A 14,589-nucleotide genomic window follows, 5' to 3' on the forward strand; every position below is an offset into this window, starting at 1 on the left:
CCGGCGGGCTCACACCGGGTCGAACTCCACCCGTACCGAGGCCGGGCCGCGGGTGAACACACCGCGCTCGACGGGGAGTTCGCCGGCCGCCAGCCGCACCCCCGGCAGGGCGTCGAGCAGTTGGTTCACCCCGACCTCCACCTCCGTCTTCGCCAGCAGCGCTCCGACACAGAAGTGCCGGCCCAGGGCGAACGCCAGATGGTCGGCGGCCGCGGAGAACGCGTTGGTGCTGTTCAGGTCGGAGCGGAAGATGTCGAACACGTCCGGGTCGGCGTACCGCTCCTCGTCGCGGTTGGCGGCGCCGATCAGGCAGGTGACGGTGCTGCCCTTGCGGATGGTGCCGCCGCTGACCGGCACGTCGGTGGCGGCCTGCCGCATGATCATGTGCACCGGCGGGGTGTAGCGCAGCGTCTCGGCGAACGCGCGCGGCACCAGGGCGCGGTCCGCGCGGACCGCCGCGAGCTGGTCGGGGTGGCGCAGCAGGTTGGCGAAGACGCTCGCGATCGCCTTGTCGGTGGTCTCGCCGCCCGCGGCCAGCAGCAGGCTGCAGAACGCCTTGATGTCCTCGTCGTCCATCGCGGTGCCGTCCACCTCGGCCCGGCACAGCGCGGAGAGCAGGTCGTCGCCGGGGTGGGCGCGGCGGTCCCGGATGATCGGGAGCATGTACGCGGCGAACTCCACCCGGGTGCGCTGCCCGGCCGCGGTGACCTCCGGGTCCTGGGCGAGGTTGCCGAGGAACGCGATCACGGAGGTGTACCAGCCGTGGAAGCGGTCGTGGTCGGCCGGGTCCAGGCCGAGCATGTCGGCGATCACGTTGACCGGGAAGCGGGTGGCGTACTGCCCGACGAGCTCGGCCGAGCCGGTCCGCCGGAAGGCGTCGATCAGCCGGCGGGAGTTGCGCTCGATCACGGGCAGGAACTTCTCCTGGAGCTCTCGGCCGCGGAAGGCGGGCGCGACCAGGGCGCGGCGCACCGCGTGCTCGCGGCCGCTCATCTGGAGGATGGTCCGGCCGTGCACGGGTTCGAGCTGCCACGCGTAGTTGTCGGTGGTGAACGTGCTGTCCTTGAAGGCGCGTTCGACGTCCTCGTAGCGCGAGACGATGTAGCTGCGCATGCCCTCGTGCCAGACGAGGGGCGTCTCCTGCCGCATCACCCGGTAGCTGGCGTACGGGTCCTCGGCGAACTGCGGCGACAGGATGTCGTGGGCCTGACCGGGTACGGGCATGGGACTCCTCGGGCGGATAGGACCGGCGGAACCTGCGCATACGTACGTACCCGGCCAGCGTAGGCACGAACAGGCGTTCCGGCCATACGAGTTGGCCGCCTGTCGCCGGGACCCGGGAGCGGCGCGGCGGGCGGGAGGCGACCGGCCGCCTACGCTGGCGGCATGGACAAGGACGTACGTACCGCCTTCGAGGCCGCCAAGGGCTTCATGCCGCTCGACGAGGGCCTGGCCCTGCACGCCGCCGCGAAGGAGGCCGCGGCCGGCCTCGGGCTGCCGCTGCTGGAGGTCGGCACGTACTGCGGGCGCTCCACGCTGCTGCTCGCCGAGGCCGCCGCGGCGGCCGGCACCGTCGTGGTGACGGTGGACCACCACCGCGGCAGCGAGGAGCAGCAGCCCGGCTGGGAGTACCACGACCCGGAGCTGGTGGACCCGGTCACCGGGCGGATGGACACCCTCCCGCAATTCCGCCGCACCCTGTACGCCGCCGGGCTGGAGGAGCACGTGATCGCGGTGGTCGGCCGCTCCCCGCAGGTCGCGAAGGTGTGGCGGCAGCCGCTGGGCCTGGTCTTCGTCGACGGCGGCCACACCGACGAGCACGCGGGCGCGGACTACGAGGGGTGGGCGCCGCTGCTGGCCGAGGGCGGCCTGCTGGTGATCCACGACGTCTTCCCCGACCCGGCCGACGGCGGCCGGGCGCCGTACCGGATCTACCGGCGGGCGCTGGCGTCCGGGGCGTTCACCGAGGTGTCGGCGACCGGGTCGCTGCGGGTGCTGCGGCGCGGCGCCGGGCACCTGGACACCGGGCGGCCGGATGCCGGGCGGGCGGGCGCCCCCGGCGCTGACGCGGCCGACCGCGGAAAGTGACGCCGGGTGCAAGGTGACAGCTCGGGCCGATAGAGTCGCGGGCGTGTTCAGCAACGGGTCACACGGGGGCGGTCGTGGCGGCGGACTCGCCGCAGCGGCCGTGGTGGCGGCGGCGGTGCTTGTGAGTGGCTGCGGAACAGCGGCGGACTCGGGCTCCGATACCGGCGGCACACGCAGCACCGGCAGCGCGTCGAGCGCCGACGGGAAGAACGCCGGCGGCGGCAGCGCCGCGCCCGGCAGCACTACCCCGTCCGCGACGCCGTCTGCTGAAACGCTTCCCCTGGCCGGGAAGGTCGTCGTGCTCGACCCGGGGCACAATCCGACCAACTACCAGCACACCGCGCAGATCAACCGGCTGGTCGATATCGGTACGAACCGCAAGGAATGCGACACCACGGGGACCGAGACCGACTCCGGCTATCCGGAGGCGACCTACACCCTGGACGTCTCCCGGCGGACGCGGGCGATCCTGGTCGCCCGCGGCGCGAAGGTGGTGCTGACCCAGGACGGCGACCGCCCGTACGGCCCCTGTGTCGACGAGCGGGCCCGGATCGGCAACGCCGCCCACGCGGACGCCGCGCTGTCCATCCACGCCGACGGCGCGCCCGCCGGTGCGCGCGGCTTCCATGTGATCGCGCCGAAGTCGCTGCACGCGGGCGGCGCCGACACCCGGAAGATCGCCGCTCCGTCGCTGCTGCTCGCCACCACGCTGCGGGCGCACTTCAAGGCGGCGACCGGTGAGCCCTTCGCCGACTACCTCGGCGGGGGCAAGGGGTTGATGGTCCGCGACGACCTGGGCGGGCTCAACCTCTCCACCGTTCCGAAGGTGTTCATCGAGTGCGGCAACATGCGCAACGCGCAGGACGCCGCGTCGTTGACGAGTGCCGGCTGGCGGCAGCGCGCCGCCCAGGGCATCGCCGACGGCCTCACCGCCTTTCTGCAGGGTTCCCCCGCGGGGCCTGCCGATGGGAAGAGGTGACAGGGCTGTAGCAGTCCGGTATGGATCGTGCACCAAGACGCATACCTGACACCCGGCCAAAGGTCACACCCGTACGATGGGGCACCGCTTCCCGCCCCGACGAACCGAATCCAGCATTCCGCATCGCAAAGGACAGGACCCGACGTGAACATCCGCTCCCTGACCCGAGGAGACGGCCTGGTGATCGGCTCAGCGGCGCTGCTGCTGATCGCCTCCTTCCTGCCGTTCTACAGTTACCCCAGCGGCTATTCCATGAGCGGTGGCGTCTCGCACAGCTCGCAGAACCTCTGGCACTCGGCCACGTTCCCGATCCTGCCGTCGGTCACGCTGGCCGCGATCATCGCCGCCGCGGCGCTGCTGGTCTCCCGGTCGGGGCAGTTCGCGGGTCGGCAGGTGCTCGGGCTGGCCCTCGACCAGTGGACGATCGCGCTGTCGCTGTTCGTCGGCTGGACCGCGGTGTGGTCGACGCTCTTCAACAACCAGGACAACGTCGACAAGAAGGTCGGCGCCTGGCTGACCCTGATCTTCGGTGTCGTCATCGCGGTGGCCGCGGTGCTCAACAGCCGGCTGCCCGCGCTGAAGGCCCCGCTGGCCGGCGCCCCGCGCCCGCAGCAGCCGCAGCCGTACGGTGTCGGCGGCCCGCAGCCCTACGGTGCGGCCCCGCAGCAGGCCGGCTACGGCTACCCGGGCGGCGCGCAGTCGGTGGACCCCGCCTACGCCGGCGCCCCGGCCCCGCAGCCGCCGTACGGCGGTTCGCCCGCGGCCGGTGTGCACTCGCAGCCGACCACGGCCGCCCCGTCGCCGTCCGCGGACTTCACCGCGTTCTGGTTCGCGGTGCCGGTCCCGCGGCCGCTGTTCGCCGAGGACGGCAGCGGCGGGCAGATCGCCGAACTGGCCCCGGGCACCTGGTACCTCGCGGTGGACCAGCGCGGCCAGGCACTCATCGCGCAGACCCAGGACGGGCGCCGCGGCGTCCTCCAGGACAGCAGCGGCATCCAGCGCGGCTGATCCGCGGCGCCCGACCGCGTCGGGCCGGTTCGCCGGGCGGGCACGGCCGTACGACCGGGCGCCGCACCACGGCCGGCCGCCTCCCTCATGACGGGGGAGGCGGCCGGCCGTCGTCGTGCCGGGACCCGGCCCGGGGTCGGCCCGCACCGGCAGTTGGTGGCAGGTCCACTTCAACAAGACGGCCCCGAGGCAGGTTTCGCCCACCGCGCCCGGGCAACACGACCGCCATGGCCAGACGGTATGGCGGCAACCCCGCCGCGGCGATCATCCTGCTCGCCGCAGACATCGCTGCACTCATCCTGATCCTCTGGATCTTCTTCTTCGTCTTCGACGCGAACCGCGGCAACGACCTCGTCGACGCGGTCCACCACGCGGCGAACTGGCTCGCGACCTGGTCGAGGGACATGTTCACCATCGACAACGCGAAGTGGCGCACCGTGGTCAACTACGGCCTGCCCGCCGCGGTCTACCTCGCGGTGGCCCATCTGGTCGCCCGCCGGGTCAACCGCGCCTGAACCCTTCCGGCTGCTCCTCGACCGGCAGGACCGCGGCGACGCGGAAACCGCCCGCCGGGGCCGGACCGGACGCCAGCGAGCCGCCCGCCGCGGCGAGCCGCTCGGTCAGCCCGCGCAGACCCGTGCCGGTGCGGACCCCGGGGCCCGGGCCGGGCCCGGCCGACGGCCCGGCCCCGTCGTCCGTGATGGTCAGGCGGACCTGTTCCCCGTCGGCGCGCAGCTCGATCGTGGCCTTCGAGGCGCGGCTGTGCCGTACGACGTTGGTGACGCCCTCGCGGACCACCCAGCCGAGCAGCGCCTCGGTCTGCGGCGGCAGCGGCGGGCCGGACTCGCGCACCGCCACCTCGATGTCGGAGGCGGCCAGCGCCGAACGGGCCCGCTCCAACTCGGTGGCCAGGCTGCCCTCGCGGTAGCCGGTGACCGCCTCACGGATCTCGGTGAGCGCCTGCCGGCCCACCGACTCGATGTCCGCGACCTGGGCGAGCGCCGCGTCCAGGTCGCGCGGCGCGAGCCGGCGGGCCGCCTCGGACTTCACCACGACCACCGACAGGGTGTGCCCGAGCAGGTCGTGCAGGTCCCGGGAGAACCGCAGCCGCTCCTGCGCGACCGCGGAGCGGGCCAGCTCCTGCCGGGTCGACCTGAGCTGGTCCACCGCGTGGAAGAGCGTGATGATCACCGAGACCACCAGCCCGGACAGGAACGAGCCGTACGCCAGGCTGATCGTGGACCAGATGCCCTCGTGCCGCAGCCCCGAGACGGTCCCGGCCGCCGCGCTGGTCGGGATGAGCAGCAGCCCGAGCGAGCGGCGGCTGCCCGCCACACTGCCCACGCACAGCGACACCAGCACGAACAGCAGCAGGAAGTTGCCGCCGTAGCCGATCGCCAGCGCGAGCGCGGTCGCGCCCAGGCCGCCCAGCAGCCGCAGCGGCACCGGCCCGGAGCGCCGGCGGGCGCTGAAGGCGGAGCGCACGGTCAGCACGTAGAGCGTGCAGAAGACCGCCAGGCCCGCGGCGGCCGGCCACGGCTGGCCCACCCGGCCCTTGAGCAGGTCGACCAGCGGGCCGAGCACCATCAGCAGCCACGGGATCAGGGCGTTGCCGTCGGGTTTCCTGAGCCGCTCGATCTCCTCCTCGAACGGCTCGGAGCGGTACCACCACAGCTTCCTGCGCGGTCCGGCGCACCCCTTCGGTCCGCCCGCGCGGTCCGGTGCGGCGCCGTCCGCCGCGCCGGACGCCTGTCCCGCGTCCCCCGCCATCCCCGTCCCCCGTCCGGTGCCGCGCCGCGACGGCCGTGTGCGGCGCGGTGCTCCGACGGCCGCCCCGCCGACGAGCACCGCCCCACACCGTACCCAAGCAGGTGCCGGGGCGGTGCGCGGACGAGGCCACGGCTCACTCGACGGCGGACGCGCGCTTCTCCCGGCCGGCCGCCGCCGCCCATGGGCCGAGGGCGAACCTGTCGCCGTCCCGTCGTACTTCGAGGGCCCCCGCGCCGCCGAAGTGCGCGGGAACGAGCAGTTCCCGTTCGTCGGCCGCCCGTCCGAGAATCCGGCGGCGGCTGGCCACCGCCTGTTCCGGGGCCAGGCAGGAGCTGCTGTTGCAGCAGGGGTGCAGGATCTGCACCGGGCTGTGCAGCAGATCTCCGACGAAGACCGCCCGGTCGCTGCCGGACGCGAGTCGCAGCACGGACGAGCCGGGCGTGTGACCGGGCGCGGATTCCAGGGTGAGGTGTTCGTCGACGCGATGGACGCCGTCCCACAGTACGGCCTGTCCGGCTTGGTGGATGGGCGCGATGCTGTCTTCGTAGACCAGGCGGTCGACCTCCTGCGTGCCGTTCCCGTACGCGTTGCCCGGACCGTAGTGGAAGTCGTCTGCGGCCGGGATGAAGTACTGGGCGTTGGGGAACGCCGGTGCCCACTGCCCGTCCACGTCGACGGTGTTCCAGCCGACGTGGTCGACGTGGAGGTGGGTGTTGACGACGACATCGACATCCTGCGGTCGGACACCGGCCCTCGCCAGGAGGCCGAGGAGATCGCTCCGGGCGTGGTGGAAGGGCCCCATGCCCGGTCGCTCGCGCCCGTGGCCCGCCCCGGTGTCGACCAGGACGGTCCGGCCCGCGCTGCGCAGCACCCAGCTCTGGAGCGCAAGCACCACCACGTCGCTGTCCGGCTCCCAGTGGTCCGGTGCCAGCCGGCCCTCGTTCTCCTTCCACACCTCGGCGGCAGCTCCCGGGAACATGCCGGAGGCGGGCAGGAAGGGTTCGTGCCACTCGACGACCCGGATGACCTCGACGTCTCCCAGCACCATGCTCTGCGCCCGCTCGTTCTCGTTCGTCACGTGACCGACCTTAGGAAAGGTCGAACGACCGTCTCAATGCGCATTGTGCTCAGGAAAATACGCATCCCTCTCACCCGTCATACGACAGATACCCTGGAGCGGTGGATGTGGTGAGCGATGCGATCTCCGCCGTGCACCTCGGGCACCCCTGGTCCCACCGGCTGCGGACCAGCGGGACCTGGAGCGCGCGCCTGGACCCGTACGACGGTGCGGGCTTCTACGTCGTCCTCAAGGGCCACTGCTGGCTGCTGACGGACGGCGGTGCCCCCACACCCCTCGGCGTGGGCGACGCGGTGCTGCTGCCCCATGGCACCGGCCATGTGCTCGCCGACTCCCCGGTCGATACGGCGGTCGCGAAGAAGGAGGCGGTCCCGTTCGGGCCAGGGCTTGCGGAGGCACAGCCGCGGACCCGGCCCGGTCGCTACGAGACAGAGATGCTCTGCGGCAGGTACTGGCTCGACTGCAGCCGCATGCACCCGCTGATGGCAGAGCTGCCTGAGGTCGTCCACCTGCCCAGCCGGGTCAGCAGCCACCTCGAACTGCGTGCCGCCATCGAGCTGCTCGCCGGTGAACTGGACGAGACGCGGCCCGGCTCCTGCGTGGCGCTCCCGAGCCTGCTCGACCTCCTTCTCATCTACATGATCCGCGCGTGGATGACCGAGGCCCCCGGCGGAGCCTGGCCCCGCGTACTGGGCGACCCGGTGACGGCCGCCGCGCTGCGGGCGCTGCATTCGAACCCGGCCGAGCCATGGAGCAACGACCGGCTGGCGGCGGAGGCGGGCGTCTCCCGCCCCACCCTGGCGCGCCGGTTCACCGCCCTGGTCGGCCGTCCTCCGATGGCGTATCTCGCCTGGTGGCGCGTGATCCGCGCCGCCACCCTGCTCCGCGACACCCCGGACACCCTGGCCGCCATCGCCGACCAAGTCGGCTACGGCAGCCCGTACGCGCTCTCACACGCCTTCCAACGGGAGTTCGGCACCACACCGGGGCGGTATCGAGCGCAGGCCGCGGCACGATCCGCCGACGTCAGAACGGACTGAGCGCAGCAGCCCGCTCGAACAGCGACGTGTCCCCGCCCCGCACGCGCGAACCTGCTAGCGCCCCGACGACCGCTCGTCGTATGCGCGCTGGGCCGACTGGACCTGGTCGCTGTGCTCGACCGTCCATTCGTGGAGGCGGGTGAAAGGGCCGCGGAACGACTCGCCGAGGGGGGTGAGGGAGTACTCCACCCCGAGCGGAGAGGTCTCCAGCACCCGGCGCCGGACCATGCCGTTGCGTTCGAGCCGGCGCAGCGTCTGCGTCAGGACCCGCTGGGTGACGCCCTCCAACTGCCGCTTGATCTCGTTGAACCGCGTCGGTCGCTCCAGGACCGCCATGGCCATCATCGACCACTTGTCCGCGATCTGGTCGAGGATCGGCCGGCTCGGGCACTCGGCGCTGAACCGCGGAGCACCACGGGGCGGTTGGGGCGAAAGGTCGGTATCCATCGTGATCCTTGGTTGTCGACAAGTGCGTTATTGACCGTTCACAGGGCCGGGCCCAGGGTTGGTATGCATTGCAAACCTACTAGCCCATCGCAAACCTAGGGACATTCATGGACCCGGACCAGTACACAACGCTCCGTGTCGGCATCGATGCCGGAGTCGCGCGGATCACCTTGGACACTCCGCCGGTCAACGTGCTCAGCGGGACCCTGATCCGCGAACTGCACGACGTTCTCGGGGTGCTGCGGGACGACCGCTCGGTCCGCGTCATCGTGTTCTCCAGCGCCAACCCCGAGTTCTTCATCGCCCACGTCGACATCCACATTCTCGACGAGATGGCGGGGCTTGCGGAGATCGCGGACCGCAACCCGGACGCCAACCTCTTCCAGGGGGTCGGCGAACTGCTGCGCCACCAGCCCCAGGTGACGATCGTCAAACTGGCGGGCAAGGCCCGGGCCGGAGGTGCCGAGTTCGTCGCGGCCGCCGACATGGCCTTCGCCGCGCGGGAGACGGCGGGCATCGGCCAGAGCGAGGTGCTGATGGGCATCGTGCCCGGCGGCGGGGGAACGCAGTACCTGCGCGAGCGGGTCGGGCGCAACCGCGCGCTGGAGCTGCTGCTCACCGGTGACCTGGTGGACGCGGATACCGCGGCCGCCTACGGGTGGATCAACCGCGCGGTGCCCGCGTCCGAACTGGACGGGTTCGTGGACCAGGTGGCGGAGCGGATCGCCGCGCTCTCCCCGGAGCTGATCGCCGCCGCCAAGGAGCTGGTCCCGCCGGCGGACCTGTCCGACGGCCTGCGCGCGGAGAACAGCGCCTGGGCCGAGCTGGTGAGCGGCGACCTGCCGGCCCGGCTCATGACCGGCGCTCTGGAGCTGGGTGCGCAGACCCCGGCGGGCGAGCGCGACCTGGAGTCGCTGATGCGACGCGTCGCCGCCCGTCCGTAGCGCGAGAGCACCACGAGCAAGAGGAGAAGCGAGAAGCAATGAGGGCAGCGTTCTACGACACGTCCGGCCCCGCGAGCAGCGTGCTGCGGGTGGTGGACGTCGACCGCCCCGAGCCCGGCCCCGGCCAGGTCCGCGTCCGCATCGCACTGTCCGCGATCAACCCGGGCGACATGTTCATGCGGCTGAACTCCACCGCGCGGGACTTCCAGCGCATCGGCGAGCGCACCGGCCGTATCCCGCACCAGGACGGGACGGGCTGGATCGACGCGGTCGGCACGGGAGTCGACGCGAGCCGGATCGGCGAACACGTGTGGATCTGGATGGCCGGGTCGGGCGCCCTGTGGGGGACCGCGGCGGAGTGGACGGTCGTGCCGTCCGAGCAGGCCGTGGTGCTGCCGGACGGGACCTCCGACGAACTCGGGGCGTGCCTCGGCATACCGGCGATGACCGCGCACTGGTGCCTGCACGCGGACGGCTCGCCCCGCGACCGCACGGTACTGGTCGCGGCCGGTGCCGGCGCCGTCGGGCACTACGCGATCGAACTCGGCCGGCTCGCGGGCGCGCGGATCGCGACGACGGTCAGCGGACCGGAGAAGGCCGAGCTGGCTCGGGCCGCGGGTGCCGACCTCGTGGTGAACTACCGCGACGCCGACGCGGCGCGGCAGATCCTCGACGGAGTCGGGCCGGTCGACCGGGTCATCGAGGTCTCGCTGACCGGCAACCTCGAGCTGGACCTCGCCGTCGCCGGTCCGGGGGCCACCATCGTGACCTACTCGGCGTCCCCCGACGACCCGGCCCTGCCGGTCTTCCGGCTGATGTGGTCCAACCTGGTGCTGCGGTTCGCTCTGTTCCTCACCGAGCCGCGCGACGCACTGCTGCGCTCCGCCGCCGAGATCACCGCGGCCCTGCGGAAGGACGCGCTCACGCCCCTGCCCGTGCACTCCTTCCGCCTCGACGACGTGGCCGCCGCACACGAGGCCGTCGAGGCCGGCATCGTCGGGAAGGCGGTGCTCGACCTGCGCTGATCACTCCGACGGGCGTCGGCGCGGCCAACGGGCCGGCCCCCGCGACAAGTTCGGCGGTCACGTCGACGTCGGGACTGCGGTGGACAGACCGGCCTGTCTGTTGTTAGGTTCCTCCGGACAGACCGGTCTGTCCGGAGGAGGGGACCGTTGGCATCCCGCCGTATGTACGGGGCAGCGCCGCTGGAGGTCCTCGCGTCCGCTCGGGACGCTCAGGACGGACCGGGCGGACCGGGCGGGCCCGGCGCGCTGGTCCTCGCGAGCTCGATCGGGCACGGGGTTCGGTCCGGGCTTCCAGGGCCCCATCCGCATGGTGACCGCCGGCGTGTCGGACCGCGACAGACCGGCGTTGATGGCCGCCGTCTTCGTCGTCGCCTACCTCGGTCTCGGCGCCGCCGCGATCGTGCCGGGCGCCCTGACGAGTGCGGGGATACCGCTCACCCGGATCGCGGCGGGACTGGCCCTGGTACTGGCGGCCCTCGGCGCCGCCGCGTTGACGACGGTTGTTCCCACCACAGGAAAAGGTGAGTCGGATGCAGACTGACACGCGCGGTACACCTCGCGCACGGCTCCTCTCGGCCGCCGCGGAGCTGTTCTACCAGGAGGGCATCCGAAGCGTCGGCATCGGCCGGCTCCTCGAACACGCGGGGGTGGCGAAGGCCAGCTTGTACGACGCCTTCAAGTCCAAGGACGAGTTGGTCGCCGCCTACCTCCGCGACCGGCACGACGGCATGAAGGCGCGCTTCCAACGCGCGCTCGCGAGCCGCCACGACCCACGGGAGAGGGCGCTCGCGCCGTTCGACATCCAGCTGGAATTCGCCGCCGACAGCACCTACCGCGGATGCGCCTTCGCCCGCGCCACCGCCGAGTCGCACGCCGCCGGCGTGGACACCGTCGCCTCGGAGTACCGCGAGTGGCTCCGCACGACGTTCACCGACCTCGCGGCAGAGGCGGGCGCGGCCGACCCCTCGGCGGTGGCGATGCAACTGCACGCCCTGTGGGACGGGGCCGCGCAGTCCCTTCAGATGGACCGCGACCCCGCGGTGGTGCACGCCACGCGCGATGCGGCGGCCGCCCTGCTCGACGCGGCGCTGCCCGCCACCCGGACGGCGCCGTAGCCACCGCGGAACCCCTTGCTCCCTCCGCCTCCCTGTCTCCTTGTCCCTTTGCCCGTTTGTCCGTTTGTCCTTTGCCACGAACCAGGAGCGGCCCAGTGAACACCAGCGGTCCGACGCACCAGGCCCTCGGGCTCACCGCAGACGAGGTCCTCACCACCACGCGCGCGGTGCGCAGGCGCCTCGACCTGACCCGGCCCGTTCCGCGGGAGCTGATCCAGGAGGCGGTGAAGGTCGCCACCCAGGCACCGACCGGCCGCAACCAGCAGCAGTGGGACTTCGTCTTCATCGACGATCCGGCGACGAAGGCGAAAGCGGCCGACATCTGGCGCGCCGGGCTCATGGCCGGTGCTCCCGACGAGCACGACCCCACCCCGCTCCCGACCCGGATGAGCTTCGCCTCGTCGCAGTGGGGACGGATTCGGGGCAGCCTCGGCCATCTGGTCCAGCATCTGCACGAGGTGCCGGTGCTGATGATCCCGGTGGTGCGGGTCGCTCGTCGCGAGGAACTCCTCTCGATCCGGGGGCAGGCGCACAACTGGGGCTCGGTGGTTCCGGCGACCTGGAGTTTCATGCTCGCCGCGCGGGAACGCGGACTGGGAACGGCATGGACCGTCGCCCACCTCACGTTCGAGCGCGAGATGGCCGACCTGCTCGGCCTCCCGTTCGACAAAACCGTCCAGGTCGCGCTGACCCCGATCGCCTACACGATCGGCACCGACTTCAAGCCGGCCCCGCGCGCCGATGACAGGAACTTCAGCCACTGGAACCGCTGGTAGCCGTCCTCGACAGTGCCTCTTCGAGGGTCCGGGACGGCCGGCCGATGAGCCGCGTCAGGTCGCCGGAACTCACGTAGAACTCGTCGCGGGCAATGCCGAGTTGGGTGTCGGCGAAGATCTCGGCCACCTTCTCGGGCATGCCCTGCTTCACCAGCATGGCCCGGTAGTCGCCGGCCGGCACGTCGCGGTACTCGACGTGCCGGCCGGACCACCGGGCGATGGCCGAGGCCACGTCGTCCATCGTGTACGAGCGCGCGCCGCCGAGCTCGTACACGGCGCCGGCGTGGCCCTCACCCACCAGCACCTCGGCCGCCGCGTCCCCGAGCTCGGTGGCGCCGAAAACAACAATCGTCATGAGGCCACCGCATCATTCGGCGGGCGGCGGCACCATGATCGAAGATGACGGTTCCATGCGCGGGTGTGACATCTGCGCACCGCGCTCGGACCGGTAGCGGCCGGGCGCGAGCCCGTACTCACGGCGAAACGCGTGCGCGAAGGCGAAACCGGTGGAGTAGCCGACTTTCCGGGCGATCGCGTCCAGCGGTTCCCCGGTCTCCCGCAGCAGCCGTGCGCCGCCGGCGAGGCGCAGCTGTGCCAGGTACTTCATCGGCGGCGTGCCGACGACCGACGCGAACCGGCGGCTGAACGCGCCACGTGACATGGCGCAGGCCGTGCTGAGCCGCTCCAGGGTCCACTGCTCGTGCGGCGCGTCGTGCAGGGCGCGCAGCGCCGGGGCGATGGAGGAGTCGGCCGCGGCCGGCCAGGCGTCCGTCCGCCGCTCTTCCGATGTCCGGCGCAGAAGATGCACCACCACCAGATCGACGAGGGCCGCCCGCATCACCTGTTCCCCCGGCGCCGGCCGGGTCACGTCACGGTCGACGAAGTCGGCCAGGTCCCGCAGGTCGACGTCGCCTTCACCGCGCGGGTGCACCACGACGGCCGGCATCTGACCGAGATAGGGATGCAGCGGAACCTGACCGAGCCGGTAGACCCCGCAGAAGAACTCGAAGCCGGTCGTCGCGGACACATGGCCGAGGGCGTGCTCGGCTCCGTGGGGTACGAGCACGACATCGCCGGGATGAACGGTGACCGGCTCCATGCCGGCGGCTGTCAACCGGCCCTCACCCGCGAGCACCACGTGGAAGCCCGTGCCGGCGAAGCGTGGGAAGTGCATGCTCCAGGCCCCGTGCTTGCTGATGCGCCGCCCGTACGCGCGCCCCGCTCGCAGACTGCTGACGACGGTGCCGATGATGTCCACCGAGCCCACGCTAACAGCGCCGCCCGGCGCGATCCGGGCTGCGGGCCGACCCGGTCCGCCCCACCCTGAAGTGGCGTTCTCTTACGGAGAAGGAACGTTCTCCCTTGCCATCCGGCCGGATGCGTGCCACGCTCATCCAGTAAGAAGATAGACCGTTCTTTCTACTCGCAAGAGGTTCCTGTGATCACGCCTGTCATCCGGCGCTCCGCGCTCGTCGCCGCCGCTCTCGCCGCCGCAGCGGCCATCTCCATCCCGACCGCCGGCGCCGCCGCCGGCCACCACGCGACCACGTCCACGCCCAAGCCGACTGTCGTCTTCGTGCACGGAGCCTTCGCGGACTCCTCCGGGTGGTACGGCGCGATGGACCGCCTGCGCAAGGACGGCTATCCGGTCCGGGCCGCGAACAACCCGCTGCGCGGCCTGCCCGGGGACTCCGCCTACGTTCGGGACTTCCTCAACGGCATCAAGGGACCGATCATCCTGGTCGGTCATTCGTACGGCGGCGAGGTCATCACCAACGCGGCCGCGGGCGATCCGGACGTCAAGGCCCTCGTCTACGTGGCGGCCTCGGTGCCGGACGTCGGCGAGTCGCTGGCCGACCTGACGGCCCACCCGGTCGACCATCCCGCGACGGCCCTGCCGTTGCAGGAGCAGGAGTACACCAAGCCGGACGGAACCCAGGGCACTGACTCCTACATCGACCCGGCCCAGTTCCGTAAGGTGTTCGCCGCTGACGTCGGTCCCGCCGAGGCGACCGACATGGCGGACACGCAGGAGCCGATCGACCTGGCGGCCCTCAACCAGGCCGCCACAGCGGCCGCGTGGCGGACCATTCCCTCGTGGTACCTGGTCGCCAAGCAGGACAAGGCGATCAGCCCGGACCTCGAACGCTGGATGGCCCAGCGCATCGGAGCACACACCGTCGAGGTCAACTCCTCGCACGCCGCCATGGTCAGCCACCCCGGGGCGGTCGCGGACCTGGTCGAGCAGGCAGACCACGGCACCAGCTGACACGCGCCCACGCCGTGGGCGGGGAAGGCGGCCGTCCCCGCCCACGGGCT

General features: G+C 72.1%; 17 protein-coding genes. 11 read left to right on the top strand and 6 right to left on the bottom strand.

What is annotated here, in order from left to right; translation table 11 throughout:
- Positions 1–9 precede the first annotated feature (9 nt).
- The gene (locus AC3ERT_RS30845; protein ID WP_435126405.1) at positions 10–1,224 is read right to left on the bottom strand and encodes a cytochrome P450; all 1,215 of its coding nucleotides are present in this window, start codon (positions 1,222–1,224) and stop codon (positions 10–12) included.
- A 162-nt stretch (positions 1,225–1,386) separates the two neighbouring features.
- Between AC3ERT_RS30845 and AC3ERT_RS30850 the strand changes: the two genes are divergently transcribed.
- From AC3ERT_RS30850 to AC3ERT_RS30865, 4 genes are all read left to right on the top strand, one after another.
- Complete coding sequence (locus AC3ERT_RS30850) at positions 1,387–2,088, top strand: class I SAM-dependent methyltransferase (RefSeq protein WP_435178114.1); 702 nt, start codon at positions 1,387–1,389, stop codon at positions 2,086–2,088.
- 43 nt (positions 2,089–2,131) lie between these two features.
- A complete protein-coding gene (locus tag AC3ERT_RS30855; RefSeq protein ID WP_435178116.1) occupies positions 2,132–3,067 on the top strand; it encodes an N-acetylmuramoyl-L-alanine amidase in 936 nt (311 codons plus the stop codon).
- A gap of 144 nt (positions 3,068–3,211) precedes the next feature.
- Positions 3,212–4,075: a hypothetical protein gene (locus AC3ERT_RS30860; RefSeq protein WP_435126396.1), complete on the top strand. Its 864-nt coding sequence runs from the start codon at positions 3,212–3,214 to the stop codon at positions 4,073–4,075.
- A gap of 227 nt (positions 4,076–4,302) precedes the next feature.
- On the top strand, positions 4,303–4,590 hold the full coding sequence (locus AC3ERT_RS30865) for a hypothetical protein (RefSeq protein WP_335981139.1): 288 nt from the start codon (positions 4,303–4,305) through the stop codon (positions 4,588–4,590).
- Here AC3ERT_RS30865 and AC3ERT_RS30870 read toward each other — a convergent pair.
- Positions 4,577–5,845, bottom strand: a complete 1,269-nt coding sequence (locus AC3ERT_RS30870) for a sensor histidine kinase (protein WP_435178118.1) — start codon at positions 5,843–5,845, stop codon at positions 4,577–4,579. The two genes, AC3ERT_RS30865 and AC3ERT_RS30870, sit on opposite strands and share 14 nt — an antisense overlap.
- A 133-nt stretch (positions 5,846–5,978) precedes the next feature.
- Positions 5,979–6,923, bottom strand: coding sequence for an MBL fold metallo-hydrolase (locus tag AC3ERT_RS30875; protein WP_435178120.1), 945 nt, complete (start codon positions 6,921–6,923; stop codon positions 5,979–5,981).
- A 101-nt stretch (positions 6,924–7,024) separates the two neighbouring features.
- Between AC3ERT_RS30875 and AC3ERT_RS30880 the strand changes: the two genes are divergently transcribed.
- Complete coding sequence (locus tag AC3ERT_RS30880; protein WP_435178122.1) at positions 7,025–7,963, top strand: AraC family transcriptional regulator; 939 nt, start codon at positions 7,025–7,027, stop codon at positions 7,961–7,963.
- A 54-nt stretch (positions 7,964–8,017) separates the two neighbouring features.
- Here the strand turns inward: AC3ERT_RS30880 and AC3ERT_RS30885 are convergent, their stop codons facing one another.
- Positions 8,018–8,410: a winged helix-turn-helix transcriptional regulator gene (locus AC3ERT_RS30885; protein WP_335981144.1), complete on the bottom strand. Its 393-nt coding sequence runs from the start codon at positions 8,408–8,410 to the stop codon at positions 8,018–8,020.
- A 107-nt stretch (positions 8,411–8,517) separates the two neighbouring features.
- Between AC3ERT_RS30885 and AC3ERT_RS30890 the strand changes: the two genes are divergently transcribed.
- From AC3ERT_RS30890 to AC3ERT_RS30910, 5 genes are all read left to right on the top strand, one after another.
- Positions 8,518–9,354 (top strand): enoyl-CoA hydratase/isomerase family protein, encoded by an 837-nt coding sequence (locus AC3ERT_RS30890; RefSeq protein ID WP_435178124.1) that lies wholly within the window; start codon positions 8,518–8,520, stop codon positions 9,352–9,354.
- A 38-nt stretch (positions 9,355–9,392) separates the two neighbouring features.
- A complete protein-coding gene (locus AC3ERT_RS30895) occupies positions 9,393–10,379 on the top strand; it encodes an NADPH:quinone reductase (RefSeq protein WP_435126377.1) in 987 nt (328 codons plus the stop codon).
- 322 nt (positions 10,380–10,701) lie between these two features.
- The gene (locus AC3ERT_RS30900) at positions 10,702–10,920 is read left to right on the top strand and encodes a hypothetical protein (protein ID WP_435178126.1); all 219 of its coding nucleotides are present in this window, start codon (positions 10,702–10,704) and stop codon (positions 10,918–10,920) included.
- Positions 10,910–11,494, top strand: a complete 585-nt coding sequence (locus tag AC3ERT_RS30905; protein WP_435178128.1) for a TetR/AcrR family transcriptional regulator — start codon at positions 10,910–10,912, stop codon at positions 11,492–11,494. Before AC3ERT_RS30900 ends, AC3ERT_RS30905 begins: the two co-directional genes overlap by 11 nt.
- 95 nt (positions 11,495–11,589) lie before the next feature.
- Positions 11,590–12,270: a nitroreductase family protein gene (locus AC3ERT_RS30910; RefSeq protein WP_435126371.1), complete on the top strand. Its 681-nt coding sequence runs from the start codon at positions 11,590–11,592 to the stop codon at positions 12,268–12,270.
- Here the strand turns inward: AC3ERT_RS30910 and AC3ERT_RS30915 are convergent.
- Entirely contained in the window at positions 12,248–12,625 is a 378-nt protein-coding gene (locus AC3ERT_RS30915; RefSeq protein WP_435178130.1) for a Rossmann-fold NAD(P)-binding domain-containing protein, read from the bottom strand. The two genes, AC3ERT_RS30910 and AC3ERT_RS30915, sit on opposite strands and share 23 nt — an antisense overlap.
- Positions 12,626–12,637: 12 nt before the next feature.
- Positions 12,638–13,528, bottom strand: coding sequence for an AraC family transcriptional regulator (locus AC3ERT_RS30920; RefSeq protein ID WP_335981152.1), 891 nt, complete (start codon positions 13,526–13,528; stop codon positions 12,638–12,640).
- Positions 13,529–13,708: 180 nt separating this feature from the next.
- On the opposite strand from AC3ERT_RS30920, the gene AC3ERT_RS30925 reads away from it, so the two are divergent.
- Positions 13,709–14,539, top strand: a complete 831-nt coding sequence (locus AC3ERT_RS30925) for an alpha/beta fold hydrolase (protein ID WP_435126362.1) — start codon at positions 13,709–13,711, stop codon at positions 14,537–14,539.
- Positions 14,540–14,589 lie beyond the last annotated feature (50 nt).

Source organism: Actinacidiphila sp. bgisy145, from assembly GCF_057708125.1.

Coding starts and splice junctions, on each gene's coding strand:
- AC3ERT_RS30845 (WP_435126405.1), bottom strand. CDS start 1,224: ATGCCCGTACCCGGTCAGGCCCACGACATCCTGTCGCCGCAGTTCGCC.
- AC3ERT_RS30850 (WP_435178114.1), top strand. CDS start 1,387: ATGGACAAGGACGTACGTACCGCCTTCGAGGCCGCCAAGGGCTTCATG.
- AC3ERT_RS30865 (WP_335981139.1), top strand. CDS start 4,303: ATGGCCAGACGGTATGGCGGCAACCCCGCCGCGGCGATCATCCTGCTC.
- AC3ERT_RS30870 (WP_435178118.1), bottom strand. CDS start 5,845: ATGGCGGGGGACGCGGGACAGGCGTCCGGCGCGGCGGACGGCGCCGCA.
- AC3ERT_RS30885 (WP_335981144.1), bottom strand. CDS start 8,410: ATGGATACCGACCTTTCGCCCCAACCGCCCCGTGGTGCTCCGCGGTTC.
- AC3ERT_RS30890 (WP_435178124.1), top strand. CDS start 8,518: ATGGACCCGGACCAGTACACAACGCTCCGTGTCGGCATCGATGCCGGA.
- AC3ERT_RS30895 (WP_435126377.1), top strand. CDS start 9,393: ATGAGGGCAGCGTTCTACGACACGTCCGGCCCCGCGAGCAGCGTGCTG.
- AC3ERT_RS30905 (WP_435178128.1), top strand. CDS start 10,910: ATGCAGACTGACACGCGCGGTACACCTCGCGCACGGCTCCTCTCGGCC.
- AC3ERT_RS30915 (WP_435178130.1), bottom strand. CDS start 12,625: ATGACGATTGTTGTTTTCGGCGCCACCGAGCTCGGGGACGCGGCGGCC.